This window comes from Janthinobacterium sp. P210006, from assembly GCF_036231885.1.
Classification (GTDB): domain Bacteria; phylum Pseudomonadota; class Gammaproteobacteria; order Burkholderiales; family Burkholderiaceae_D; genus Janthinobacterium; species Janthinobacterium violaceinigrum.
On record NZ_JAZARD010000003.1, the window covers coordinates 669751 to 695732 of the forward strand.

The 25982-nt window shown below is 65.8% G+C and carries 17 protein-coding genes and 1 tRNA gene; 11 read left to right on the forward strand and 7 right to left on the reverse strand.

All coding sequences use genetic code 11. The features are described 5' to 3' along the window. The first annotated feature begins 18 nt into the window (after positions 1-18). The gene (locus tag VPH41_RS17010) at positions 19-762 is read left to right on the forward strand and encodes a DUF72 domain-containing protein (RefSeq protein WP_328570891.1); all 744 of its coding nucleotides are present in this window, start codon (positions 19-21) and stop codon (positions 760-762) included. On the opposite strand, the gene VPH41_RS17015 is transcribed toward VPH41_RS17010, so the two are convergent. After that, entirely contained in the window at positions 759-3065 is a 2307-nt protein-coding gene (locus tag VPH41_RS17015) for a hypothetical protein (protein WP_328570892.1), read from the reverse strand. The two genes, VPH41_RS17010 and VPH41_RS17015, sit on opposite strands and share 4 nt — an antisense overlap. A 167-nt stretch (positions 3066-3232) precedes the next feature. Here VPH41_RS17015 and VPH41_RS17020 point away from each other — a divergent pair, with 167 nt between their 5' ends. From VPH41_RS17020 to VPH41_RS17050, 7 genes are all read left to right on the forward strand, one after another. Continuing rightward, positions 3233-3613, forward strand: coding sequence for a GntR family transcriptional regulator (locus VPH41_RS17020; protein ID WP_152284841.1), 381 nt, complete (start codon positions 3233-3235; stop codon positions 3611-3613). Then, positions 3610-4482 (forward strand): ABC transporter ATP-binding protein, encoded by an 873-nt coding sequence (locus tag VPH41_RS17025; protein ID WP_328570893.1) that lies wholly within the window; start codon positions 3610-3612, stop codon positions 4480-4482. The genes VPH41_RS17020 and VPH41_RS17025 overlap by 4 nt, the downstream gene beginning before the upstream one ends. Continuing rightward, a complete protein-coding gene (locus VPH41_RS17030; protein ID WP_328570894.1) occupies positions 4479-5480 on the forward strand; it encodes a hypothetical protein in 1002 nt (333 codons plus the stop codon). The genes VPH41_RS17025 and VPH41_RS17030 overlap by 4 nt, the downstream gene beginning before the upstream one ends. A gap of 760 nt (positions 5481-6240) precedes the next feature. After that, positions 6241-13314, forward strand: a complete 7074-nt coding sequence (locus VPH41_RS17035; protein WP_328570895.1) for a hypothetical protein — start codon at positions 6241-6243, stop codon at positions 13312-13314. Positions 13315-13530: 216 nt separating this feature from the next. Continuing rightward, the gene (locus VPH41_RS17040; RefSeq protein ID WP_328570896.1) at positions 13531-14754 is read left to right on the forward strand and encodes a TolC family protein; all 1224 of its coding nucleotides are present in this window, start codon (positions 13531-13533) and stop codon (positions 14752-14754) included. A gap of 28 nt (positions 14755-14782) precedes the next feature. Further along, the gene (locus VPH41_RS17045; RefSeq protein ID WP_328570897.1) at positions 14783-16942 is read left to right on the forward strand and encodes an ATP-binding cassette domain-containing protein; all 2160 of its coding nucleotides are present in this window, start codon (positions 14783-14785) and stop codon (positions 16940-16942) included. Further along, entirely contained in the window at positions 16939-18108 is a 1170-nt protein-coding gene (locus tag VPH41_RS17050) for an HlyD family type I secretion periplasmic adaptor subunit (protein WP_328570898.1), read from the forward strand. Before VPH41_RS17045 ends, VPH41_RS17050 begins: the two co-directional genes overlap by 4 nt. A 28-nt stretch (positions 18109-18136) precedes the next feature. Here VPH41_RS17050 and udk read toward each other — a convergent pair whose 3' ends face one another. Together udk and VPH41_RS17060 are read right to left on the reverse strand one after the other, a co-directional pair. Continuing rightward, on the reverse strand, positions 18137-18781 hold the full coding sequence (gene udk / locus VPH41_RS17055; RefSeq protein ID WP_152284477.1) for a uridine kinase: 645 nt from the start codon (positions 18779-18781) through the stop codon (positions 18137-18139). Positions 18782-18840: 59 nt separating this feature from the next. Continuing rightward, positions 18841-19344, reverse strand: coding sequence for a DUF2199 domain-containing protein (locus tag VPH41_RS17060; RefSeq protein ID WP_328570899.1), 504 nt, complete (start codon positions 19342-19344; stop codon positions 18841-18843). A 161-nt stretch (positions 19345-19505) separates the two neighbouring features. Between VPH41_RS17060 and VPH41_RS17065 the strand changes: the two genes are divergently transcribed. Beyond that, entirely contained in the window at positions 19506-19955 is a 450-nt protein-coding gene (locus VPH41_RS17065) for a DUF4240 domain-containing protein (RefSeq protein WP_328570900.1), read from the forward strand. Positions 19956-19961: 6 nt separating this feature from the next. Continuing rightward, positions 19962-20330 carry a tetratricopeptide repeat protein gene (locus VPH41_RS17070; protein ID WP_328570901.1) on the forward strand — a complete coding sequence of 123 codons (369 nt, stop codon included), beginning with the start codon at positions 19962-19964 and terminating at the stop codon, positions 20328-20330. Positions 20331-20345: 15 nt separating this feature from the next. Here VPH41_RS17070 and VPH41_RS17075 read toward each other — a convergent pair whose 3' ends face one another. The 4 genes from VPH41_RS17075 to rnr all read right to left on the reverse strand — a co-directional run bounded on the left by VPH41_RS17075 (position 20346) and on the right by rnr (position 25315). Next, entirely contained in the window at positions 20346-21056 is a 711-nt protein-coding gene (locus VPH41_RS17075) for a YceH family protein (RefSeq protein ID WP_328570902.1), read from the reverse strand. Positions 21057-21066: 10 nt separating this feature from the next. Then, entirely contained in the window at positions 21067-21816 is a 750-nt protein-coding gene (cysE, locus tag VPH41_RS17080) for a serine O-acetyltransferase (protein ID WP_046684715.1), read from the reverse strand. 202 nt (positions 21817-22018) lie between these two features. Beyond that, the gene (gene rlmB, locus VPH41_RS17085) at positions 22019-22762 is read right to left on the reverse strand and encodes a 23S rRNA (guanosine(2251)-2'-O)-methyltransferase RlmB (protein ID WP_034784003.1); all 744 of its coding nucleotides are present in this window, start codon (positions 22760-22762) and stop codon (positions 22019-22021) included. A gap of 15 nt (positions 22763-22777) precedes the next feature. Beyond that, a complete protein-coding gene (gene rnr / locus VPH41_RS17090; RefSeq protein ID WP_328570903.1) occupies positions 22778-25315 on the reverse strand; it encodes a ribonuclease R in 2538 nt (845 codons plus the stop codon). 406 nt (positions 25316-25721) lie between these two features. Here rnr and VPH41_RS17095 point away from each other — a divergent pair. Next, positions 25722-25806 (forward strand) — tRNA-Leu (locus VPH41_RS17095). The last annotated feature ends 176 nt before the right edge of the window (positions 25807-25982 follow it).

The window sequence follows — 25982 nt, forward strand, 5'->3', positions numbered from 1 at the left end:
TTTTGCTGTAATGGCAGTATGCATACCCATTACATCGGTACGGCCGGCTGGAGCATTTCCAGCGCCGCCGCCAGCCGCTTCCCCCTCGATGGCAGCCATCTGCAGCGCTATGCGCGCGTCTTGCCCTGCGTGGAAATCAACAGCGCGTTCTACCGCTCGCACCAGAGCGCCACTTACGCGCGCTGGGCAGCCAGTACTCCCGAGCACTTCCGCTTCAGCGTGAAATTGCCACGCAGCATCACGCACGAACGACGCTTGCGCGACGGCGGGGCGGAACTGGATCGCTTTGCGGGGGAAGTCATACAACTGGGAAGTAAACTGGACTGCGTGCTGGTGCAGCTGCCGCCCAGCCTGCGTTTCGAGGCGGATGTGGCCGCGCAGTTTTTTCAGGCCCTGCGCCAGCGCTTCGACGGCATGCTCGCTTGCGAGGCGCGCCATCCCAGCTGGTTCGAAACGGACGCGACCGAGCTGCTCACGCAACAGACCATCACGCGCGTGCGCGCCGATCCGCCCGCCGGCCAGCCGGGGCCGCACGTGCCGACCACGGAGGCCGCCTACGTGCGCCTGCACGGCAGCCCGCGGATTTACTACTCGGACTATCCTGCCGACTACCTGGCGACCCTGGCCGATGAATTGGCCGCACGGGCGCCAGTGAACAGCTGGTGCATCTTCGATAACACGGCGGCGGGCGCCGCCCTGTGCAATGCGCTGGACTTGCAGGCGCGGCTGATGGACTGGCCAGCCGCGCAACTGTGCACCTAGGGCAAGGGCGCCTGGATCAGGGCCTGGGCGGTAAAACCATAGAGCACCCCGTTGCCGATGGCAAAAGTACTTAGTACAGGAGAACCCCAGCCCAGTTGCAGCGTAGAAATGACACCGGCACTGTCGATTCTGCGTATGCCGTCTTGACCACCCGTGTACAGATTGTCGTTGGCATCTATTGCCAATGGAAAATAGTCACCCGTCATCAGACTTCCGGTTCCCGGCGGACCATCCTTTCCATCGCTCCGCAAGGAGGTGCCGGCAAAATGGCTGACATCTCCATTCTGCGCCACTTTGAAGATCACATGATGCTGGATGTCTTCAAAGTAGAGGGCTCCGCGGCGGTCGACGGCCAGGCTGGCCGCTGAAATATAGTCACGCGTGCCAATCTTTCCATTCAATACCTTCATGGCATTCTCGAAGGGCATCAACAAGGCGAACTCGCCGCCCGGCGGACGCCGGTAGATGCCGTTGCCTGCATTATTCACCCAATAAACATTATCTTGCTGATCGACCGCCAGCGCGAAGCGCGTGCCATACGAAACCGGCAATTCCGCAATACTGGATACCTCACCCTGTTTGTTGATCTTGCGTAAGACAAGCCACGGCATGCCATGATATTGGTCAGCAAAATACAAGTTGCCTTCCCTGTCAAATGCCATCGCCACCGGCCCCTGCAGGGTCGCGGTGCCGCGCGCTCCATCGACACGGCCGTCTTTGCCCGCCATCCCCGCAAAGAGGCTGACCGCGCCATCGGGCGTCACGCGACGGATGACCTTGTTGACGTCGTCGGCCAGGTAGACATTTCCCACCGCATCCGCCACGACGGCTCGCGCGTAGCCCAACGTCAAGCGCGCGGCAGCGCCAACGCCATCGACGACGCCGATATGTCCCGGCAAGGCAGGCACCGTTGACAGTACGCCATTGCGCTCCAGCTTGCGCAGCATATGCCGGCCCAGGTCATACACGACCAAGGCGCCGGACGGATCGAGCAGCATATCATTGAGCTGCGTGAAACCTGGCGCCTGACCGTTCGCATCAGGCATGCCAGCACCGAGCACGGTGCTCACCCTGCCGTCTGCCTGCACTTTCCGAATGCTGCCGCCATCGGCCAGCAGTAACTCGCCATCGCGGTTGAACTGCATGCCGCGAATGCGGAAAAAGCTGGCAGCGCCACCGATACCGTCGACAGAAGAATTCTGCGAGCGGTTCCCCGCCACCTTGACCGCCAGGCCATTTTGGATACGGAATAGATAAGAACCCGTGGCATCGGCAAAATAAACGCTGCCAGCGGAATCAAGCGCAAGTCGGCCCACGCGTTGAAAGTCGCTGCTGACTTCAGGCATGGGAGCAAATGTCCATGCCAGGGTGCTGACCATACCATTTGCCGTGACGCGGCGTATGGTATTTTTGTGTGCATCGACCAGCAGTACATCACCGTTCACATCGATGGCCAAGCTGCCCGGCAAACCTAAGCGGGCTTGCTCTTTCTGTCCATCGGCATACGCAGACGCCGGCTCAAGATCATCAACCTCACAACTGCTGCGCCGCTGGCCAGCAACCGTACTCACCATGCCTGCTGGCGTGATCTTGCGCAACACGGCGTGACAGTAATCACTCACAAAAAGATTCGCCTGGCGATCAATTGCCAGACGGGAACCCTCGATAAAGGAAAACGTGGCGCTTGACACCGGGCCGTCATCTACGCCACGCTTGCCCATCACGCCCGCATACACGCTCAAGGTGCCGTCGGCACCCAGTTTATGGATCACTTGATTGCCCGCATCGGCGATATAGTAGTTGCCAGCGGCATCACTGACCATACCTGCCAGCCGCTGGATTTTCTCCTGCATCCCGGCGAGCACGACAGGCAGGCAGCGCACGGTCAAGGCGCTGACATCCGCATTGCCCATCGTCGCCGTGCCATGCGCGATGCTGCAGCCCAAGCCTGCGGAGGTGCTGTCGACCTTGCCGTCATAACTGGCGCCCGCCGCCAGCTTGCCGGCGAAACTGAATGCACCGTTGGCCGTGACGGTCACTTTATCCGTGCCGTTCATCAGGACGACACTGGCGCCAGGCAGCAGACCGGTGACCGTGCCACCCAGCAGGTAGCGCGGCGTGTCGACAGGCGGCACAGGCGGCGTGGCCGTGCCGCCGCCACAGGCGCTCAATATCGCCAGCAAGGCGGCGCCACAGCCGGCGCGTCTGAACAGATTGGACAACTCGTCATATCGATTGATCATTGCTGCTTTCATGGTGACCGGCGATAAGATTCGCCAGAAGCTATCAAGTAATTTTTTCAAACACGCAACATTATAGTTTCCACATGACTAGCAAAGCATCGAACTGTTGACATTTACATTTTCACTGTTATAGTTAACTACAACACCAACTCAATACACCACGGAGCTTCGATGCCTACAGCACTTTTTATGCGCCGCCCCGCCCCGCCCTTGTCGGAGCGCATCCCATGAGCGCGGAATGGAACGACAATAGCCCCATCTACCGCCAGCTCAAGGCCAGGGTGGTGGGCATGATGCTCGATGGCGTGTTGCAGTCCGGCGACGCCTTGCCTTCGGTGCGCCAGGTGGCGGCCGACTACCAATTGAATCCCATCACGGTCTCGCGCGCCTATCAGGAACTGGTCGACGACGCCCTGGTGGAAAAACGCAGAGGACTCGGTATGTATGTCTTGGATGGCGCCCGCGACAAATTGCTGGCCAGTGAACGCGAGCGCTTCATGCGCGAAGAATGGCCAGCGATGCTGGAACGCATCACGCAACTGGGCCTGAACCTCGATCAACTGCTGCAAGCGAGCCGCGACAACGGCGCACACGGAGAGAGCGCATGAATGCATTGAACAAGGACAGCGTCATCAGCGCGCGCGGCTTGCGCAAGCAGTATGGCAAGCAGGTGGCCATCGACGGCATCAGCTTCGATATCGCGCCGGGGCGCATCGTGGGCTTGATCGGGCCTAACGGTTCCGGCAAGACCACCACCCTGAAAGCCATCCTGGGCCTGACGGGCTTCGAAGGCGACCTGTCGGTGCTGGGCCGCGATCCGCGCGTGCAGCGCGATGCGCTGATGGACGACGTGTGCTTCATTGCCGACGTGGCCATCCTGCCGGGCTGGCTGCGCGTGCGCGACGCCATCGATTTCGTTGCCGGCGTGCATCCGCGTTTTGACCGCAGCAAGGCCGAACGCTATCTGGCCCACACCAGGCTGGCGCCGGCGATGAAGGTCAAGGCCATGTCGAAAGGCATGGTGGTGCAGCTGCACCTGGCGCTGGTGATGGCCATCGACGCCAGGCTGCTGGTGCTCGACGAGCCGACCCTGGGCCTCGATATCCTGTACCGCAAGCAGTTCTACCAGAACCTGCTGGAAGACTATTTCGATGAAAACAAGACCATCGTCATCACCACGCACCAGATCGAGGAAGTGGAGCACATCCTCAGCGACCTGATGTTCATTCGCGACGGCAAGATCGTGCTGGCCTCGACCATGGAAGAGGTGGGCGAGCGCTATATCGAGGTGATGGTCGGCCCGCAGCACGTCAATCCGGCGCGCGCCCTGCAGCCCATCAGCGAACGCAGCGTATTCGGCAAGTCCGTGATGCTGTTCGACGGCGTCGCCCGCACCCAGCTGGCCGCCCTGGGCGAAGTACGCACGCCCAGCCTGGCTGACCTGTTTGTCGCGACCATGAAAGAATCGTACCAATGAGTATTTCCCCCGCAAACAAGCTGCAATGGCTGCTCCGGCGCGAACTGTGGGAACACAAGGGCATGCTGGTGTGGACCCCGGCCCTGATCGGCATCGTCATGACGGTGCTGGGTTCCCTGATGGCGGCGACGACCGTCGCCAGGACCAAGATGCACACGGCGCTGATCGTCAATGGCGAGGAGGTGTCGTGGAGCGCCATCTTCAATACCCGCACCTTCGGCCCGCGCCGCACGGACATCATCGACGCCGTCGCCAACAACTACACGTACGCGGCCGCACCGCTGTTCCTGGCGCTGGGCTTTCTCGTGTTTTTCTATTGCCTGAGCGCCCTGCATGACGACCGCCGCGACCGCAGCGTGCTGTTCTGGAAATCGCTGCCCATCTCGGACGCGCAGACGGTGCTGTCGAAAGCGGCCATCGCCCTGCTGGTCGCGCCGCTGATCGTGGCGGCCGCCGCCAGCCTCACTTCGCTGGCCCTGGTCCTCATCCTGAGCGGCGTGCTGGCGGTCAACGGCATCCACGTGTTTGCCGAGCTGCTCGCTTCCCCTGGCCTGTACCTGGGACCGCTGCGCGTGTTCGGCTTGCTGCCCGTGTATTGCCTGTGGGCCTTGCCGACGGTGGGCTGGCTGCTGATGGTCTCGAGCTGGGCCAGGTCGAAAGTCTTCCTGTGGGCCGTCGGCCTGCCCCTGCTGCTGCTCATCCTGACGGTCTGGGCCGGCAAGCTGACGCAGACGGAAAACGACGTCAGCTGGATACAGATGAATGTCATCGGACGCGCCCTGCTGGGCACCCTTCCCGGCAGCTGGTATCTGTTCGAACCGGGATTGCTGCCGCAAACGCACGCCCTGGCAGAAGGGGGGTCGCACATGACGCGCATCGATGTGTTCGGCAACTCTTGGTCCAGCCTGGCCTTGCCAGCGGCCTGGCTGGGTGCGGCGGCCGGCGGGGCGATGCTCTACGCCGCCATCCGCCTGCGCCGCTGGCGCGAGGAAGGCTGACCGCACCATATCGCCGCCCCGAAAAAAACGCCCCGCCCGCCGGGGCGTTTTGCATTTTGGCCCCGCTGCGGCGCCGGAAATAATAACTACCGTGCTGATAGTGATTATTAACAGATCCCAACGCCAAATAAAGACTATTCATTTGATAGTATTAATTAGATATAAAAATTGCAAATAATTATTCCTATCGTATTTTATTACCAATCAAATTTGATAATCACCAGACAAAAAAGCAACAACTAGCAAATCGATAGCGAGACGATTTTTGAGATGAAAGGCGCAGAAATGCTGGCGCATGGCAGCAGATTCATCCGGAAAGCCCTGTTTCGTGACAATCCGTGATTATTCACTTGCGCAAAGCTTGACAGAATAGAGTCGTGGAAAGTGATCAAAATGAAATTGAAAGTTTCAAAATTGAAACTACCATCAGAGTGAGGACAGGCGAGGACATCCAGTAAATATGCCATCCTGCCAGTATGTATCGCAAAACAAGCCAGTTACGGGCGAAACAAAAGACGAGAAATAAGCGCCATGCAAAACAAATGCAAAATTAGCATTTTTAATATCGGGAATGAAGCACTCTTTTGCGCCAGCGATTTTTTTCCAATTATGTTTTACTTGCCACTATCAACATCGGCAACACCAGAGTTCGACCACGGCCCAAGCCACGCCGGAGTAACCAAGGAAACGAAATACATTATTGATTTTTTAATATCTTAAAAAATTGAACGAATATCCAACCTCTTCCGGAGACTTTAAAATGGCCACCACCCCAAATCCAGCACAAGTTCCCGTCAATGCCGAAGGCGTTGGCGCCCAGATCGCGACGCCCGCAAAAAAAGTCGCCAAGCCGAAAAACGGCGACCGCAAGCAATATGACGAAGATGAACTGGTACAAGGGACCGATGCCAGCCAAAGCATGCCGCCTGAAAATGTCGTCGAAGTCACGGGAAGCGCCGATACGGGCAATGCCGGCGCCCTGGGCGCGGCGGCCGCTGTAGCGGCAGCCGCCGCGGCCGCCGGTGGTGGCAGCGGCGCGGCAGCAGGCCAGGCCGGCAACGGCAGCGCCGATCTCGGCACGCCGCAAAGCGACAACAATGGCGGCGCGGCAGGCGCGGCAGGCGCGGGGGCTGGCGCCGCCGGAATCCCCAGCGGCAGTGTCGTGGATATCGCCGGCGCCTCGGCTGGCGCAGGTGCTGGCGCCGGAGCGGGCGCAGGTGCCGTAGGCGGTCTGGGCGGACTTGGCGTGCTGGGCGCGCTGGGCGGCCTCGGCGTGTTTGCCGCCGCAGCCGGCGGCGGAGGAGGCGGTGCCGCGGCCGGCGGTTCCGGCACGGGCGGCACGGGAACCGGTGGTACGGGCGGGACGGGAACGGGCGGCACGGGTGGCACTGGGGGAACGGGCACCGGCGGCACGGGCGGTACCGGCGGTACGGGTGGCACCGGTGGCTCGACCGGCGGCCAGGGTGGCACGGGCGATCAATCGACCACCACCACGATCACGGACGCGGCCGTGCTGGCCGCCGCCGCGGCTGTCGCCGCCGCCAACGAAGCGCTGGCCGATGACGCCGCCGCAGCAGCGGCTGCGGCCACGGCAGCTGCAGCACTGGCAGCGGCAAATGCGGCCACCCTCGCCGACCAGCTGGCGGCGCAGGCCGCCGCCGCGGCCGCAGCAGCCTTGCTCGCCGCCAATAGCGCCACCACCGACGATGCGCTGGCAGCCAGTACGGCCGCCGTCGTGCCCGGTGCACAGGCCGCCGCGGGCGCCGCCACGAACGACGACAACGCAGCAGCAGCCGCTGCCGCTGCCGCCGCCATTTCGCTGGCCGCCACCACGTCGGCGCAAAATGCCGATGCGGCTGCCGTCACGGCCGCCGCCAACGCCGCCGCCGCGCACGCCGCTGCCGATGCGGCGCAAACGCAGGCGGACCAGACCAACGCCCCCGCACTCCAAGTCATCGCCGATGCGGCCGACGTGGTTTCCGCCGCCGCCAACACCCAGGCCGCGCTGACCGATGCTGCGGCACTGGGCGTCATCTCGGCCAATGATGCCGCCGCTGCCGCCGCTGCCACGGCGCTGGCCAATGCCACGGACGCCGCCGCGCTGGACCTGGCGGCCACCGCCGCCGCCAACGCGGCCGTCACGGCCGGCATACAGGCCAGCCTGACGGATGCCGCCGCCCTGGCGCTCATCTCCGATGCCGATGCGGCAGCCGCCGCCGCGGCCGCCAGCGTGGCCGCCGCCACCGATGCCGCCGCCCTGACGGCCGCCTCGAATGCGGCCGCCGCCGCGGCAGCGAATGCGGCCGCCAACGCCAATGCCAGCGACGCCGCAGCACTGGGCATCGCCGCCACGGCCGCAGCGAATGCCGCCGCCGCTGCCAGCACGCAAGCAGGACTCACCGACGCCGTGACGCTGACCATGGCAGCGGACGCCGCCGCCGGCGTGGCCGCCTGGGACGCCTCGATCGCCAACGCCACCGATGCCGTGGCCCTGCAGGCTGCCGCTGATGCCGCCGCCACGAACGCCGCCAATGCCCAGACACAAGCCAACATGACGGACGCGCCCACCCTGGGCCTGATCGCCGATGCGGCGACCCTGGCATCGGATGCGGCGCAGGCGCAAGCGGACCTGACCGACGCCGCCGCGCTGGCCGTCATTTCCAACGCCGACGCTGCCGCGGCAGCGGCGGCCGCCACCCTGGCCGGCAACACGGATGCAGCCGCGCTCGACGCCGCAGCCGCCGCTGCCGCCAATGCGGCCGCCAATGCCGTGGTGACAGCCAACCTGAGCGACGCGGCCGCCCTGCAGATCACGGCCGATGCCGCTGCCAGCACGGCCGCCGCCGCCGCCACGCAAGCGGCACTGACCGATGCGGCCGCGCTGCAAATCGTCTCCGATAATGACGCCGCCGCGGCACTGGCAGCGCAAACCATTGCCAACCAGACGGACGCTGCCGCCCTGGCCGCTGCCGACGCGGCCGCCGCCAGCGATGCCGCGAATGCCCAGGCAGTGGCCGATCAGACCGATGTCGTGGCGCTGCAGCAAGCGGCCGACCAGGCCGATGCGGATGCGCAAGCCGCCAATGCGCAAGCCAACCTGCTGGACGTCAACGTCGCCCTGAATGCCTTCAACCTGGCCAACCTGGCCGCCCTGGCCGCCAACGTCACGGCCGGGCAGACCAGCGTGGTCGACCTGACGGCGACCGTCAATGCCTTGCAGCTCGATTCCGACAATGCCGACATCACTGCCAACCTGACAGATGCCGTCACCCTTGCCGCCACCGCCGCTGCCGATGCGCTGACGGCCGCCGGCTTGCAGACCGCGGCCAACCTGACCGACGCCACGGCGCTCGCCAACACCGCCGCCGCGGCCGTTTCGGCGGCGGAAACGGCTGCCCTGCTGGGCGGGATCGACATCTCGGCCGTCAGCGCCGCGGCGGCGGCCCAAGCTGCCGCCACGGCAGCGGCCGCCACTGCCGCGCTGACCGATGCGGGCGCGCTGGGCGTGATCTCCACCGCTGACGCCGCCGCGCAACTGGCGGCCCAGACGGCAGTGACCACCTTGACCGCCGCCAATACGGTGGCGCAAAACGCCCTGACCGCGGCGCAATTGCTGGCCGGCCAGACCGATGCTGCGGCCCTGGCCGTGGCGTCGTCGGCCGCCGATGCGGCCGCTGCCGCCGCCGTCACGACGGCTGGCCAGACGGATGCCATCGCGCTGAGCCTCATTTCCACCGCCGATGGCCTGGCTGCCGCCTCGGCCGCCAGCCTGGCGGCGCTGACGGATGCCGCCGCGCTGAGCATCACATCCACGGCCGACGCGGCCACGGCTGCCGCCTTGCAGGCAACGGCCAACCTGACGGATGCGGCCGCCCTGGGCCTGATCGCCACTGCCGCCGCTGCCGCTGCCAACACGGCGACGAATGTTGCCAACCTGACGGACGCCGTTGCCCTGGGCACCGTCTCGGCAGCGGCCACCGCCGCCGCCAATGCGGCTGCCAGCACCGCCGCGCTGACGGACGCCACGGCCCTGGGCCTCGTCGCCACGGCCGATGCGGCGCTCGCCGCCACGGCGCAGACGACGGCCAACCTCACCGATGCCGTGGCGCTGGGCCTCGTCTCGACGGCCGCCAACACGGCCGCCAGCCTGGCCGCCGCCACTGCCAACCTGACGGACGCCGTTGCCCTGGGCACCGTCTCGACGGCCGCCACGGCCGCCGCCAACACGGCCGCCGCCACCGCCGCGCTGACCGACGCCGTCGCCCTGGGTCTGACGGCCACCGTCGATGCGGCGGCCGCCACCGCCGCACAAGCCACGGCCAACCTGACGGACGCCGTTGCGCTCGGGCTGGTCGCCACCGTGAATGCCACGGCCGCCACGGCCGCCGCCACCGTCGCCGGCCTGACCGACGCCGTCGTGCTGGGCACGCAGCACACGCTCGACGTGACCGCCGCCACCGTGGCCGCCACCAAGGCAGCGTTGACGGACGCGGCCGCGCTCACCACCGTCGCCAACAACGACGCCGCGAATGCCGCCGCCCTGGCCGCCTATTCGGCCGCGCATCCGCTCGACCTGGTGGCCGCGCTGGCCGCCACCACGGCGGCCACGACGGCGAGCCTGTCGCACGCCGCGGCAGTGTCGGCGCAGGCGGACGATGCGGCCGCCGCATCGACGGCCGCCACGGCGGCAGCCTCCCTGACGGCGCTGAACAATGCGATCGCCGCCGACAATGCCGCCACCGCGGCCGCCACGCTGGCCCTCACCTCGCAGGCAGCGGCAACGGCGGCACAGGCTGACGATGCCGCCGCTGCGGCAGCCGCAGGCGTGGCCGCCACCTCGCTGGCAGCGGCCCAGGCCGCGCAGGCAGCCGATGCCGCCGCCGCCGCGACGGCAGCGACAGCAGCCAATGCCCTGGCCGCCTTGAATGCAGCCCTGGCCGCCGACGCGAATGCGGCAGCGACCGCAGCGGCTGCCGTCACGGCCAATGCAGCCACGGCCGCCGCCATCGCCGACGATGTGGCCGCCGCCACGGCCGCCACCGTCGCCAATGCCTCGCAAGCGGCCGCGCAAGCGGCGCAGCTGGCCGACAATGCGGCCGCCAGCACCGCCACCATCGCCGCCAATGCGCTGGCCGCCCTGAATGCGGCCCTGGCCGACGATGCGGCCGCTGCCGCCGCCACCCTCAACGCCACCAACACGGCCGCAGCGGCAGCGGCGGCCACCGCCGCCGACACGGCTGCGGCCGCCGCAGCAGCCGTCGCCGCCATCTCGGCCGCTGCCACGCAGCATGCGCAAGCCGATGATGCGGCCGCCGCTGCTGCCGCTCTCACGGCGTCGATCTCGCTGGCCGCCACCCAGGCCGCCCAGGCCGCCGATCTCGCCGTCGGCACCACCGCGGCCACGGCAGCGGCCGCTCTGGCGGCCCTGAACCAGGCCCTGGCCGATGACAATGCCGCCGCGGCAGCCAGCACGGCGGCCACCAACGCGCAAGCGGCCCTGAATAGCGCCACGACGACACTCAATGCGGCAATCCTGGCGGCCAGCAACTCGCTCGCCGCCACCAATGCCGCCCTGGGCGCCGACGCCACGGCCGCGAGCACGGCAGCCGCCGCCGCCGCTGCCCAGGTCCTTGCGGATGCCGCGCTGGCAGCCGATGCCGCCCTGGCGGCCCTGGCGACGACGGCCAACAATGCGCTGGCTGCCGCAGCCGCCGCGCTGGCCGCCGACGATGCCGCCGCCAACGCAGCCCACACGGCAGCGCTTTCGGCCGCTGCCACGCTGGCGGCGCAACTGGCCGACACGGCAGCCCTCAACGCCCATGCCGCGCTCAACGCGGCCATCGCCAACCTGAACGCGGCGGTAACGGCCGATACCAACGCCCTGGACGCCAACAATGACAAGACGCTCAAGCTGAACCTCCTCATCTCCGCGCAGAATGCGTCCGATGCGGCAGCGCAGGCCAATGCCAATGCGGCAGCGGCCCACGCGGCGCTGGCGTCGGCCCAGGCCGACGATGCGGCAGCCGCCACCGCTGCCGCGAATGCGGCGTCGGCGCATGCGGCGGCCGTCGCGGCGCAAAATGCCGATGCCGTCGCGGCAGCGGCAGCGGCGCAGGCAGCCATTTCGCTGGCCGCCACGCTCAATGCCCAGGCGGACGATGCCACGGCGGCGGCAGCCGCCACGGCAGCGGCAAATGCACAGCTGGCGCTGAACGCGGCCCTCGCCGCCGACGCCGACGTCGCCACCACCGCCGCCGCGGCAGCCGCAGCCCAGCTGGCGGCGCAAAACGCGCACGACGCCGATGCCGCCGCTGCGGCAGCGGCCGTCGCGGCTGCCATTACCCTGGCAGCCACGCAGGCAGCCCAGGCCGATGACGCTGCGGCAGCGCTGGCCGCAGCCAACGCCGCCAACGCCCAGGCAGCGCACAACGCCGCCGTCGCCGACGATCAGGCCGCAGCGGATGCAGCAGCAACGGCGGCACTGGCGCAAGCGGCTGCCACGGCAGCGGCAGCGGCAGATGCCACGGCCTCCGCCAGCGCCGCAGCAGCGGCAGCATCACTGCTCGCCGCACAGGCAGCACAAGCCGACGACACGGCCGCCAACCAGGCCGCGGCAAACGCCGCAGCCGCCGCCGCCGCCCACACGGCAGCCATCGCCGCCGACGCACTGGCCGTCAGCACGGCGGCAACGGCAGCCAGCGCCCTGGCCGCCGCCACCGCAGCGCAGAACGACGATAACGCCGCAGCCGCCGCAGCAGCCCAGGCCGCCGCTTCTCTGGCCATCACGCAGCAGGCACAGGCCGACGATGCGGCAGCGGCAGCGGCTACCGTCAACGCGAACAATGCGGCGGCCGCCGCGCTGGCAGCCCATGCCGCCGATGCGGCAGCGCCGCTGGCACAGGCGCAGGCTGCCGCTTCCCTGCTGGCCTTCCAGGCCGCGCAAGCCGACGATGCCGCCGCCGCCAACGCGGCGGCAGCAGCAGCCCAGGCGCATGCCAATGCCAACGCAGCCTACGCGGACGATGCGGCAGCGGCGCAGGCCAACGCCAACGCGCAGGCAGCCGATGCGGCCCTGGTCCAGGCCAATGCCATCGCGGCGCAGACCGATGCCAACGCCCTGGGCGTGATATCGGCTGCGGATGCCGCCCACGCCGCCGCCGTGCAGGCGATCGCCGACCAGACGGATGCCGTGGCGCTCACCCAGGCCGCCGATGCGGCAGCGGCAGCGGCGGCAGCAGCCGCACACACGGCCGACCTGACGGACGCCAATGCCCTGCACCTGGCAGCCGATGCGGCAGCGGCCGCGGCCCTGCAGGCGCAGGCGCAGGCGGACCTGACGGATGCAGGCTCGCTGACGGTGGCGGCCAATGCCGCCGCCGCAGCGGCAGCGGCAGCTCAGGCCCACGCCGACCTGACGGATGCGAGCCAGTTGTTCGTGCTCAGCCAGAATGCGCTGCACAGCCCGCTGACGGTGGCCGACTTCAGCACGGGCCTGCCTGCCGCCGGCGGCGACGTGATCGACATGTCCGCCATCGCCCACCTGACGGCATCGGTGGCGGTGGGCGTCAACCTGAGCACGGACTTTGGCAACGACAACCTGTTCATTTTCGATGGCACGTCCGTGTCGATCGGCGCGGCAGCCAGCGCCATCGCGGCCGACAACAGCGTCCTGTCGGGACAGGGCTACATCGTCATCGCCGATGCGCAGAACAACGGCGCCGTGACGGTGTACCACTCGAGTGACCTGAGCAATGCTCATGCCATCGACACGGCGCTGGTGCTGCTGAGCGGCGTGAACATCACGCAGCTGACGGCGGCGAACTTCCATGTCTGAGGCCATGCCCATGGAAACGTAGCCACAACGGCCGCAGGGGCGCGCACGCAGTCGCGCCGCGCTCCTGCGGTCCTGGTGATCCTCGTTGCAACCCTGCAGGCCGCAAGGCCGGAAAAACACGGGATGAGATTACGCAGTTTGCCAGCACTACCCTGCCGCCGGCGCCCCTGGCCCGGCATCCTGCCCTGCATCGCGGCTGTACTGGCAGCCGTCGCCATGGCCAGCGTCACCCCTTTCGCCGGCGCCCAGGGCGCCACGGCCTGGAGCTTCGACCAGGTCTTGCAGCAGGCGCTGCAAAGCCACCCGACCATCGCCGGCAAGCGCTCGGCACAGGCGGCCGCGCGGGCCGACCTCGATGGCGCGCAGTGGCAGCGCTTTCCCAGCCTGTCGGCCGAAATACCCACCGGTTCGCAGGAAACGGGCGGCGTGGTGCGCATCGAGCAGCCGCTGTGGAGCGGCGGGCGCATCGACGCCGGCATCGATGCCGCCGGCAGCCGGGTCGACGCGGCCGGCGCGGCCATCGAGGAAGAACGCCTGACCCTGTCCTTGCGCGTGATCTCCGCCTACACGGAAGCGCTGCGCCAGGCGGCGCGCGTGCGCTCGGCCGAAGAAGGCCTGGCAGAACACCAGCGCCTGCTGGACATGATCAAGCGCCGCGTGGTGCAGTCGGTCAGCTCGCAAACGGACCAGCGCCTGGCCGAGTCGCGCACCTACCAGGCGGCCAACGACGTGTCGAATGCGCGCCAGGCGCTGGAGAACGCGCTGGCGCAGCTGTCGCAGCTGGCCGGCAAGCCCGTGCGCCTGGTGAGCGGCACGGGCATCGGCGTGGGCGAACCGCTGCCTGACGCCAGCCTGGAAAGAGTCATGCGCCAGGCCGTCGACTACTCGCCCACCCTGCACCGCCTCGAATTCGAGGCGCAGGCAGCCGATTCCGACATCACCCTGCAGCGCTCGGCCTACATGCCGAAGGTGGTGCTGCGCATGGAAAAACCCACGGGCGGCATCAATGCCGACAACCGCACGCGCGCCATGCTGGTGCTGCAGGCGCAGCCGGGCGCCGGCCTGTCGGCCAAGGCCGGCGTGGATGCGGCCGTGGCCAAGCGCGAAGGCGCGCGCGCCGCGCGCGATGCGGCCGAACGCGACGTGCGCGAGCGCTTCACGCTGGACTGGAACGAGGCGGAAGCGAGCCGCCAGCGCCTGGGCAACGCGGGCGAGGCCAGCACCACCTCGACGCAGGTCTTCGAATCGTATGCGCGCCAGTATGTGATCGGCCGCAAGAGCTGGAACGATGTGCTCAACGCCGTGCGCGAAGCGACCCAGGCGCAGTTCGCGCTGGAAGACACGCGCGCGCAGGCGATTGCCGCAAGCCTGCGCCTGGCCGCGCAGACGGGCACCCTGGCCGGGCGCACGGCGCCGGCAGGCCTGGCGCGCCCGGATTGACACTGACATGATACAAACAGGAGACAGCGTGGATACCTCCATCAAACATGGCTTGCTGACACTGATCGAACGGGCTTCCCGCCTGACGGGCCAGCACGTGCCCGCCGCGCGCCTGGCCGACCTGCAGCGCCAGCTCGACGACGTCGACGACAACGGCGGCCCCGCCCTGGTCCTGACCACCATCTGGCAGGCGGCCGGGCTGGAAGGCGCGGCGCGCCTGCTGCACGAACCGATGCCGGGCGAGCTGCCGTTTGCCGTCTACAGCGCCAGCACGGGCTGGGGCTTGCTGCAGTCGCGCGGCGCCGACGGCGCCTGGCGCGGCGAAGGCGTCGACGGCCGCACCCTGCACCTGGCGTCGCTGGCCGGCCTGGCCTGCGTGGGCCTGCCGCGCCGCCCCGAAAAAAGCAGCGCCCGCCCCGGCGCCCTGGGCTTGGTGCGCAACGCCCTGTGGCTGAAGAAAAGCGTGTTCGTCGACGCCGTGCTGGCCACCGCGCTGGTGACCCTGCTGACCATGGCCACCTCGCTGTTTTCCATGCAGGTGTACGACCGCGTGATCCCGAACCAGAGCTTCAGCACGCTGTGGGTGCTGGTGGTGGGCGTGGCCCTGTCGATCGGCCTGGAATTCATTCTCAAGCAGGTGCGCAGCCGCATCGTCGACCATTCGTGCAACGACGTCGACCATGAGCTGTCCGAATGGTTTTTCCAGCGCATGCTGGGCATCCGCATGGAGGCGCGGCCCCCTTCCGTCGGCACCCTGGCGGCGCAGGTGAAGGGCTTCGAGATGGTGCGCGGCGTGCTGACATCGACCTCGCTGTTCGTGCTGACGGACGTGCCCTTCGCGCTGATCTTCCTGGCCATGATCACCATCATCGGCGGCTGGCTGGTGGTGGTGCCGCTGGTGGCCCTGCCGCTGGCCCTCGTGTGCGGCCTGATGTTCCAGCGCGCCATCCAGGGCCATACGCGCAAGAACCTCAACGCCAGCAACCGCAAGGCGGGCCTGCTGGTCGAAGCCGTCGACGGCGTCGAAACGCTCAAGGGCAGCAGCGCCGAATGGATGATGCAGGCGCGCTGGGCGGAGCTGGTGGCCGAGACCAGCCACGCGGAGCAGAATATCCGCGACTATGCGGCCCTGTCGCAAAACATCACGGCCGCCTTCCAGCAGCTGACCAACGTGGCGCTCATTTCCATGGGCGCCTGGTTCGTGGCCGAGAACCAGATGACCATGGGCGCCCTGATGGCCTGCACCATCATCAGCAACCGCGCCCTGATGCCCATCGTGCAGCTGCCGGCCGTGATGGTGCAGTGGGCGCATGCGCGCGCCTCGATCGATGGCCTGGAACAGGTCATCAGCCTGCCCAACGAGGCGGACAATGCGCAGTTCGCGCTGACGCCGCGCAGCCTCGATACGGGCCTGCGCTTCGAACGCATCCGCTTCACGTATGGCGGCGCGCAAAAGGTGGCGCTGGAAGTGGAGACGCTCGCCATCCGCCCCGGCGAACGCGTCGGCCTGGTGGGCGCCATCGGCTCGGGCAAGAGCACGCTGCTGAAACTGGCCTCGGGCCTGTACCAGCCAGCCGAGGGCAAGGCATACCTGGGCGACGTCGACATGGCCCTGCTGGCGCCGGCCGTGGTGCGCGAAATGGTCGGCTACCTGCCGCAGGAAACGCGGCTGTTCAGCGGCAGCCTGCGCGACAACCTGCTGCTGGGTCTGGCCGATCCGGGCGAGGAAGCGATCCTGGCGGCCGCCAAACGCACGGGCCTGATCGAGCTGATACTGGGCCAGCCGCGGGGACTGGCGCTGGCCATTACCGAGGGCGGACGCGGCGTGTCGGGCGGCCAGCGGCAATTGATCGCCGTCACGCGCCTGCTGCTGGCCAAGCCGCGCATCTGGCTGCTCGATGAACCGACGGGCGCCATGGATGCGAAGACGGAAGCGCGCATCGTGGGGCTACTGGGCGAACTGGCGGCCGAAGGCGTGACCATGGTCGCCACCACGCACAAGAACGCCCTGCTGCCCCTGCTCGACCGCCTGGTGGTGCTGCAGGCGGGCCGGGTGCTGCTCGACGGCCCGCGCGACCTTGTCCTGGCCAAGCTGTCGGGCAAGCCGCAAGCGGTTCCCGCTTCCGCGCCTGCGCCTGCGCCCGCGCCGGTGGTCCAGGCGGCGGCAGCGCAAGGAGCCGTCGCATGAAACTGGCCAAAGTCGAAACGCGGGAAGAAGCAAAACGGGGCCGGGTGCTGATCTGGAGCTGCACGGCCGCGCTGACGGGCGTCATCGCCTGGGCCTCGTGGGCTGAACTGGACCAGGTCACGCGCGCCAACGGCCAGGTGATCGCCAGTTCGCGCAACCAGATCATCCAGGTGGCCGACGGCGGCGTGCTGGCCGAGCTGCGCGTGCATGAAGGCAGCATCGTGAAGAAAGGCGAATTGCTGGCACGCTTCGACCGCACGCGGGCCGAGACGAGCTACCTGGAAAGCACGGCCAAGGCGGCCGGGCTGAAGGCGGCCGTGGCGCGCCTGCAGGCGGAAGTGTTTGGCGGCGCGCCCAAATTCCCCCCTGAACTGCAGGCGTTCCCCGAGTTCCGCGCCAACCAGCTGGCCCTGTTCAACAAGCGCCAGGGCGCCGTGCAAGCCGAAGTGAGTTCGCTGGAAAGCGCCATGAAGCTGATCAAGGAAGAGCTGGAAATGAACTTGCCGCTGCTGGAAACGGGCGACGTGAGCCGCGCCGAGGTGCTGAAACTGCGCCGGCAGGTGGTCGACATCCAGGCGCAGATCACCAACCGGCGCAACAAATACCTGCAGGATAGCCAGACGGACCTGGTGAAAGCCCAGGAAGACCTGGCCGGCGTGCTGCAGACGGTGACCCAGCGCAAGGAGCAGCTGGGATCGACGGACATCTACGCGCCCACGGACGGCATCGTGCGCAACGTGCGCCTCACCACCCTGGGCGGCGTGGCCAAGCCGGGCGAGGAAATCCTGCAGATCGTGCCCACGGACGACGACCTGATCATCGAGGCGAAAGTGAAACCGGCCGACATCGCCTTCATCAAGCCGGGCCTGCCCACGGCCGTGAAACTGGACGCCTACGACTACGGCATCTACGGCCGCCTGCGCGGCACCGTCAGCTACATCAGCGCGGACACTTTGAGTGAAGACAACAAGGGCAACGAACAGCCGTACTACCGCGTGCAGATCAAGACCAGCGGGCGCAACCTGGTCGGCAAGAACGGCGAGCCGATCCTGATCCAGCCCGGCATGACGGCCACCGTGGAAATCAACACGGGCCGCAAAACCGTCTTGCGCTACCTGACGAAGCCGATCACGAAGACGTTCTCGGAGTCCATGGGAGAGCGGTGACGCGACGGACTACATCAACCGGCCCGTTTCAGCCGGCCGGTTTCAATTGACCGATGACGCTGGCCACCTTGGCGGTGATCATGTCGACGGCGGGGCCGTTGGCGCCGTGCGGCAAAATGACATCGGCATTGCGCTTGGTCGGTTCGATGAATTGCTTGTGCATGGGACGCACGGTTTCCAGGTACTGCTCGATGACGCTTTCCACCGAGCGGCCGCGCTCGGTGATATCGCGCTGCATGCGGCGGATGAAGCGCACGTCGGAGGCCGTGTCGACAAAGATCTTCAGCGACATCATGTCGCGCAAGTCTTCGTCATACAAGGCAAACAGGCCTTCGATGACGATCACCGGCGCCGGCTTGACCAAAATGGTCCTGTCGGAGCGGTTATGCAGCGTGAAATCGTATTCCGGCATCTCGATGGCTTCGCCATTGCGCAAGGCCTGGATGTGCTGCACCAGCAATGGCCACTCGAACGCCTGCGGATGGTCGTAGTTCTGCTGGCGCCGGACTTCGGGGGAAAGGTGGGTCTGGTCGCAGTAGTAGTCGTCCTGCATCACGACGGAGACCATGTCGGCGCCGAACGAGGCGAGCACTTGCTGGGATACGGTGGACTTGCCGCTGCCGCTTCCGCCAGCGACACCGATGACAAACGGTTGGAAGGAAATAGTATTCATGCCGAATGATACCGGAACTGCGGCAAAACGGACAGGGAGCGGCGGCAAATCCGGGCCTGTCACGCGCCATGCATCAGCCGCGCATACAGCTCGGCCACCCGCTCGGACGTGATGCCGTCGCGCTGCTCCACGGCCAGCGGATGGTCCGTCGGCTCCAGCTCGATGGTCGGGCGCAGGCCATCGTCGCGCAAATGCACGCGGGTCTTCAGGTTCAGGGTAGCCGGATACACGGGCAGCTGCGTGCTGAGCCAGCCGAAGAAGGGGCCGACGTGCGCGCGCTGCGCGTCGTTGAAGCAGGCATCCCACGCATCGAAGCTCTCGCCGCTCAAGGACACCCACACGCCCCAGCTGAACGGCTCATCCGATCCGTGCACGGGAATGTCGAGGGTGGCGCGCACGAAGCAGTATGCTTCGTCGACGATGCAGGCATCGCTGTCGATCTGGCAGCGCGCTGCGCGCTCGGCGGGCGCCATCTGCTCGTACAGCCACGGCGCGTCGGCACCGAAGCTGGGCATGCCCGTGTGGGTCTCGCCGCAGGTGCGGCACAGGAAGGAAAAAGTCATGCGTGAAGGCCGCCTATGCGAAATGTCTGTGGTGTCGAATGCAAAAAGTTACTTGGGGAAACTGTGTGCTTGGTATTCGAGCAAGATGATATTCTAAACAATCCCAGGATGCGCGGACGGGACAAATTCAGTATCGATGGACCATTTACCGGGAATGCACGATGAACGAAGAAAAATTCTGGCAGCTGATGGAGAAAGTCGACCGTGAGGCCCTGGAAGACGGCGACGCCGATGCCGCAGTGGAACCATTGACCGAAGCGCTCGCCCGGTTGCCCGTCAAGGACATCAAGGGCTTCGAGGAGTGCCTGGCGCAGGCACTGTACCAGCTCGATGGCAAGGTGTTTGCGGACCATGCCGGCGCATCAGGCAAGTCGGCCGACGGTTTCCTGTATGCGCGCTGTTTCGTCGTCGGCTCGGGCAAGGCCGCTTATGACAGCGTGCTGGCCGACCCCGCACTGATGCCCGCTCAAACGGACGAGTGGCTGGAAGAACTGTTGAGCGTCGCTCCCGAAGCCTGGTCCGAAAAGACAGGGCGCGACACCGATGACTGGGATTTTACGGCCAGCGTCGATTATGAAACCGGAAGCAATTCCGCTGCCTGGCCTGGCTAAGGCGCAATGGACGCCATCGCCGCCAGCAAGGCGCATATCCAGCTGGCCGAAGGCGATGCCGGGCACTGGGAAGCGCACATGGCGGCAGCTGAAGCCGTGCTGCGCAGCGCCTTGCAAGCGGCCCCGCAAGACACGGCCCTGATCACCTGCCTCGGTGCCGTGCTGTGTGACCGGGGCAAGTACCGAGAAGCCGTCAACGTACTGGAAACGGCGCTCAAGCTGGACTCGGCGGACAGCCATACCCATTACAACCTGGGGGTGGCCCTGGCGGGACTGGCAAAACCCCGCAAGGCCATGGCGCAATTTGGCAAGGCGCAGGGCCTTGCCCCTTCCAGCCGGACCTGGACCGCCTATTTCGACCCGCAGGCCCAATAGGCGCGCGCCCGGAAACTATTCGAACTGCTTGCGGAACGCCTCGAACTGCGCCGCCAGGCCGTCGAAATCGCTGCGCAATTGCAGCACTTCCTGTTCCAGCTGGGCCACGCGGCTGCCCTGCTGCGGCGCGCTGACGGCGCCCGCAAAACCGGCCGCCGTCTCGATCTGCGCCAGCGCTTCCTCGCCGCCCAATAAATGGCCGTAGCGCGGCTCCTTGGCGCCGGGGGCGACGGCCAGCTTGGCCACCAGCGGCGGGTACTTGTCGATCAAAAATTGCAGGCCGGATTCCACCTCCGCCACGGACTTGAATTCATGCACGCGGCCGCTGCGGCTGCGGATCTCGCCCGCCGTCTGCAAGCCGCGCAGCATCAAGATCGTCAGGATGGCCAGCTTGTCCTGTTCCAGCGACCACTTGATGCGCATGCGGTGTTCGTACTTGGCGACCCGCGCGCCCGCCTGCGTGATGCCGTTGACGAATTTGCGCTGCATCAGGCGCTGCAGCACGTCGTACACGGTTTCTTCGGACAGGGCCATGACGGGATCGCGGCTCGACAGCTGGTTGCAGCCGTTCGTCAGGGCATTCAACGACAGCGGGTAGCTGTCCGGCGTCAGCGCTTCCTTTTCGGCCAGCACGGCCAGCACGCGGATCTCGAAGGGGTCGAGCAGATTCGGATTGTCGCTGCCCTTGTCTGCTGCGTTTTCAGCTATGTTTACGTCTGTAGTCATGCCTGTATCCTTAATCAACCAGCTTGTTCATTTGCTCGGAATCAAATTTATCACACTCGGGCACGCCCTGGCAGCAGATGCCTGCCGCCTTCAGGGTGGCGAGGATGGTTTCGATGCGCTGTTCCTGCGCCACGGCATGCGTGATCAGGCCCTGCAGGGCTTTCGACAGGGGATCGTCGCCATTCGGCGTCACGCCATACGCGGCGAACAGATGGGCCGTGCTGCCTTCGCGCAGCGCGCTGACATCCTTTTGCACGATGTGCGCCGGGTTGCCCACGGCCGTGGCGCCCGATGGCACGGGTTTCAGCAGCACGGCGTTCGAGCCCACCTTGGCGTACTCGCCCACCGTGAAGCTGCCCAGCACCTGCGCGCCGGCGCCGACGATGACGCCGCGCTCCAGCGTGGGATGGCGCTTGGCGCCGCTGTGCAGCGAGGTGCCGCCCAGGGTCACGCCCTGGTAGATGGTGCAGTCGTCGCCGACGATGGCCGTCTCGCCGATCACCACGCCGAAGCCATGGTCGATGAAGACGCGCCGGCCGATGACGGCGCCCGGATGGATTTCAATGCCCGTGATGATGCGCGCGATATACGAAATGAAGCGCCCCACCCACTTCATGTGCCGCGTCCAGCACCAGTGCGCCCAGCCATGCATGACGATGGCGTGCAAGCCCGGATAACAGGTCAGCACCTCCCAGCCGTTGCGGGCGGCGGGGTCACGTTCGATGATGCTGTTGATGTCTTCGCGCAAGTGGTGGAACATAAGACGGATTTCTGAATGGGTAAGAGACAAGACGCAAATGGTAGCGTATTCGGCGGCGTGCTGCCGGAGAGGCAGATAAACAAGCGCCGCCTCGAGGGCGGCGGCTGTTCAAAGAAGCGCTACAAAACGTTCAGGGCAAGGCGCATTGCCGAAGACAGTACGCAAGTACGGCGAGGCAATGCAACGCCGCCCTGGACGTTTTTTAGCCTTCTTTCGCGATGCGCTGGCGGCGGGCTTCGTACAGGCACACGCCGGAGGCCACGGACACGTTCAGGCTCTCGACGGAGCCGAACATCGGGATGCTGACGAGGATGTCGCAGGTATCGCGCGTCAGGCGGCGCATGCCTTCGCCTTCGGAACCCATGACGAGGGCCGTCGGGCCCGTGAAATCGGCTTCGTACAGGCCTTTTTCGCCATCGTCCGATGTGCCGATCAGCCAGATGCCGCGCTCTTTCAGTTCACGCATGGTGCGCGCCAGGTTCGTCACGGTGATGTACGGGACGGTTTCGGCGGCGCCGCTGGCAACCTTGGCGGCCGTGGCGTTGAGGCCCACGGCGCGGTCCTTGGGCACGATCACGGCATGGGCGCCGACGCCGTCGGCCACGCGCAGGCAGGCACCCAGGTTGTGCGGGTCGGTAATGCCGTCGAGAATCAACAGCAGCGGCGGGCCGTCGATGGCGTCCAGCAATTCATCGAGATTGCGCGCCAGCGACAGCTGCGAGGCAAACGCGATCACGCCCTGGTGGCGGCGCGTGCCGACGATCTTGTCCAGGCGCGACGAATCGACGGGCATGACGCGCACGTTGGCGGCCTTGGCGGCGGCGATCATGTCCTTCATGCGGCCGTCGACGCGGCTGGCGTCGACGAAAATTTCTTCCACGGACGACGCTTCGTGACGCAGACGCGAGGTGACGGCGTGGAAGCCGAAAATCATTTTATTCTTCATTTGTTATCGCTTCTTTTATCGCTTGCTTTTGCTTGTTTTTGATACAGTTTTTGCTGCTCGTGGTGCCGCAGCAGGTGCCGCGGCAGTTTTCTTGCTGCGCTTCGGCGCGGCGGCCTTGGGCGCTGCCGCCTTCGGGGCTGCCTTGGGCGCGGCCTTGGCTGCCGGCTTGGCGCCGTTGGAACGGCCGCCGGAACCATTGCCAGCCTTGACGCTGGCCTTGATTTCATGGCGCTGCTCGGTCGCGGGACCGGGCTTGACCATCGATTTCTTCTCGCCCTTGCGCTTGCCGCTGCCGTTCGGCTTGGCCGGCGCTTCTTCGCCCGCCAGTTCCGCATCGGTCACCAGGCGCAGGTCGATCTTGCGCGTTTCCAGGTCGACACGTGCCACCTGCACCGTCAACCGGTCCGTCAACTGGTAGCGCTTGCCCGTGCGTTCGCCGCGCAATTCATGGCGCGCATCGTCGTACTGGAAGTAGTCGGTGCCCAGCTCGGTGACGTGCACCAGGCCTTCGACAAACAGGGTGTCCAACTGCACGAACACGCCGAACGTGGTCACGCCCGTGATGGTGCCCGTGAATTCCTCGCCCAGCTTGTCCTGCATGAAGTAGCACTTCAGCCAAGCTTCCACGTCGCGCGACGCTTCGTCGGCGCGGCGCTCGTTGGCCGAGCAATGCACGCCCAGCGCGTCCCAGATGGTCAGGTCCGTCTTCTTCGGCTTGCCTTCGGCCTTGTCCTTCGCCTGCTGCTTGCGCGTGGCGTTCGACACGTTCGTGTTCAGCACGGTCTTCTCGGACAGCTTGGGCTCGTATTTCTTGCCTTGCAAGATGGCCTTGATGGCGCGGTGCGTCAGCAGGTCGGGATAGCGGCGGATCGGGCTGGTGAAGTGGGCATACGCCTCGTAGGCCAGGCCGAAGTGGCCGATATTGTCCGGGCTGTAGACGGCTTGCTGCATCGAGCGCAGCAGCATCGTCTGCAGCAGGGCCGCGTCGGGACGCGCCTTGATCTGCTGCATCAGGGTCTGGTAATCGGATGCCGACGGCGTGTCGCCGCCCGTCAGGTTCAGGCCCACCTGCTTGAGGAAGGTGCGCACTTGCGTGAGCTTTTCCTTGGTCGGGCTGGCGTGGATGCGGTAGGTGCCCGGGTGCTTGTTACGCAGCAGCAAGTCCGCCGCGCAGACGTTGGCCGCCAGCATGCACTCTTCGATGATCTTGTGCGCTTCGTTGCGCGTGCGGGGGACGATCTTTTCGATCTTGCCCGCGCTATTGCAGACGATATACGTTTCCGTCGTCTCGAAATCGATGGCGCCCCGCTCCGTGCGTGCTTTCAGCAAGGCGCGGTAGACGGCTTCCAGGTTTTGCAGGTGCGGCAGGATGTCCGCGCGGCGTGCCGCTTCCGGTCCCTTGGTGTTGCCCAGCACGGCTGCGACTTCGTCGTAGGTCAGGCGCGCGGCCGAATGGATGACGGCCGGGTAGAACTGGTAGGCCTTCAATTCGCCCTTGTCGCTGACGACGGCGTCGCACACGAGGGTCAGGCGGTCGACGGCCGGGTTCAGCGAGCACAGGCCATTGGACAGCTTTTCCGGCAGCATCGGAATCACGCGGCGCGGGAAGTAGACGGACGTGCTGCGTTCGAGCGCATCGATATCGAGCGCGTCGTTCGGTTTCACGTAATGGCTGACGTCGGCAATCGCCACGATCAGGCGGAAGCAGTTGGCGCGGCCGATCTTGACGGGCTCGCAATACACGGCATCGTCGAAATCGCGCGCGTCTTCGCCGTCGATGGTGACCAGCGGCACGTCGCGCAAGTCGACACGGTCTTTCAGGTCGGCGGCACGCACTTCGAACGGCAGTTTTTCAGCTTGCTTGAGGGCGGCGGCGGAAAAGATGTGCGGCACGTTGAATTTGCGCACGGCAATTTCGATTTCCATGCCGGGATCATCGAGGGCGCCCAGCACTTCAACGATCTTGCCGACCGGTTGCTTGAAGCGCATCGGTTGCTCGGTCAGCTCGACGCTGACGATCTGGCCAGCCTTCGCCTTGCCCACCGAACCGGTGACCAGGATGTCCTGGCCGATGCGCTGGTCTTCGGGCGCCACCACCCAGGTGCCGTTTTCCTGGATCAAACGGCCGATGACGTGGGTATTGGCGCGCTGCGTGACTTCCACGATCGTGCCTTCCGGGCGGCCGCGGCGGTCCGTGCCGACGATGCGGGCCATGACCTTGTCGCCATGCAGTACTTTCTGCATTTCTTTCTCAGGCAGGAACAGGTCGGCGCTGGCGTCGTCGGGAATGACGAAGCCGAAGCCGTCGCGGTGGCTGGTGACGCGACCGGCGACGAGCGCGCTCTGGTCGGCCAGGCTGAATACACCGCTGGCATCAGACTTCAGCTGGCCGTCGCGCTCCATCGCCTTCAGGCGACGGACCAGGACATCCATGGAATCGGCATGCACTTGCAGCGTTTTCCCGAGAGACTGCGGATCGAGAGGCGCGTTGACGCTGCGGAATATGCCGAGAATGTCCTCCCGGCTGGGGATGGTGTGGGTATTTTGGCTCAAAAGTATTTCTATAGTTGTTATTGACAGTGATCAAACGGAATACAAAGACCGATGACATCACCGTCAATATTGACACGGTGATGTGCGGTAGTGTACCGGAGGACGCCTTGGTTTGCCTAACGGACAGCGTGTCGGAAACAGTACAAGACGCCCGCCAATGAAAAAAAGGAGAAAAGCTGCGCAATGCATTTGACTTCGGCAAATATTGCTCTATAATCTCGGTCTCTTGCAGCGACAAACCTTCACGGGAATGCAGTTGCAGGAAAGCGGTACAGGGTTGATGTGCAGTATGGAGCGAAAGCTCATCTGGCGCAAAACTCTTCAAGTCGCTATAATAGCAGAATTGTTGTAGTAAGTTATTTTGCAACAAATACTCGAGCAGTAAAATGTAGTAAGCAGCATCAGTGCCCACGTGGCGGAATTGGTAGACGCGCATGGTTCAGGTCCATGTGCCTTCGGGTGTAGGGGTTCGAGTCCCTTCGTGGGCACCATACCTAATTCGCTAAAAAGCCGCAAACTTTCACGAGTTTGCGGCTTTTTTCATTTCCGAGTCGAAAACCCCTTCCCGCCATCAGCGAGCCGCATTGCGGCAACCGGCAAGCACGGCACGCCCATGGATGGAAAGATGCGGAAAAGCGCTGAAAAAACAGGCAGATTTTGCCTTTTT

What these genes read in the sequence shown, in the direction of transcription:
- VPH41_RS17010 (WP_328570891.1), top strand. Translation starts at nt 19, where the DNA reads ATGCATACCCATTACATCGGTACGGCCGGCTGGAGCATTTCCAGCGCC.
- VPH41_RS17020 (WP_152284841.1), top strand. Translation starts at nt 3,233, where the DNA reads ATGAGCGCGGAATGGAACGACAATAGCCCCATCTACCGCCAGCTCAAG.
- VPH41_RS17025 (WP_328570893.1), top strand. Translation starts at nt 3,610, where the DNA reads ATGAATGCATTGAACAAGGACAGCGTCATCAGCGCGCGCGGCTTGCGC.
- VPH41_RS17030 (WP_328570894.1), top strand. Translation starts at nt 4,479, where the DNA reads ATGAGTATTTCCCCCGCAAACAAGCTGCAATGGCTGCTCCGGCGCGAA.
- VPH41_RS17035 (WP_328570895.1), top strand. Translation starts at nt 6,241, where the DNA reads ATGGCCACCACCCCAAATCCAGCACAAGTTCCCGTCAATGCCGAAGGC.
- VPH41_RS17040 (WP_328570896.1), top strand. Translation starts at nt 13,531, where the DNA reads ATGGCCAGCGTCACCCCTTTCGCCGGCGCCCAGGGCGCCACGGCCTGG.
- VPH41_RS17050 (WP_328570898.1), top strand. Translation starts at nt 16,939, where the DNA reads ATGAAACTGGCCAAAGTCGAAACGCGGGAAGAAGCAAAACGGGGCCGG.
- udk (WP_152284477.1), bottom strand. Translation starts at nt 18,781, where the DNA reads ATGAATACTATTTCCTTCCAACCGTTTGTCATCGGTGTCGCTGGCGGA.
- VPH41_RS17060 (WP_328570899.1), bottom strand. Translation starts at nt 19,344, where the DNA reads ATGACTTTTTCCTTCCTGTGCCGCACCTGCGGCGAGACCCACACGGGC.
- VPH41_RS17065 (WP_328570900.1), top strand. Translation starts at nt 19,506, where the DNA reads ATGAACGAAGAAAAATTCTGGCAGCTGATGGAGAAAGTCGACCGTGAG.
- VPH41_RS17070 (WP_328570901.1), top strand. Translation starts at nt 19,962, where the DNA reads ATGGACGCCATCGCCGCCAGCAAGGCGCATATCCAGCTGGCCGAAGGC.
- VPH41_RS17075 (WP_328570902.1), bottom strand. Translation starts at nt 21,056, where the DNA reads ATGACTACAGACGTAAACATAGCTGAAAACGCAGCAGACAAGGGCAGC.
- cysE (WP_046684715.1), bottom strand. Translation starts at nt 21,816, where the DNA reads ATGTTCCACCACTTGCGCGAAGACATCAACAGCATCATCGAACGTGAC.
- rlmB (WP_034784003.1), bottom strand. Translation starts at nt 22,762, where the DNA reads ATGAAGAATAAAATGATTTTCGGCTTCCACGCCGTCACCTCGCGTCTG.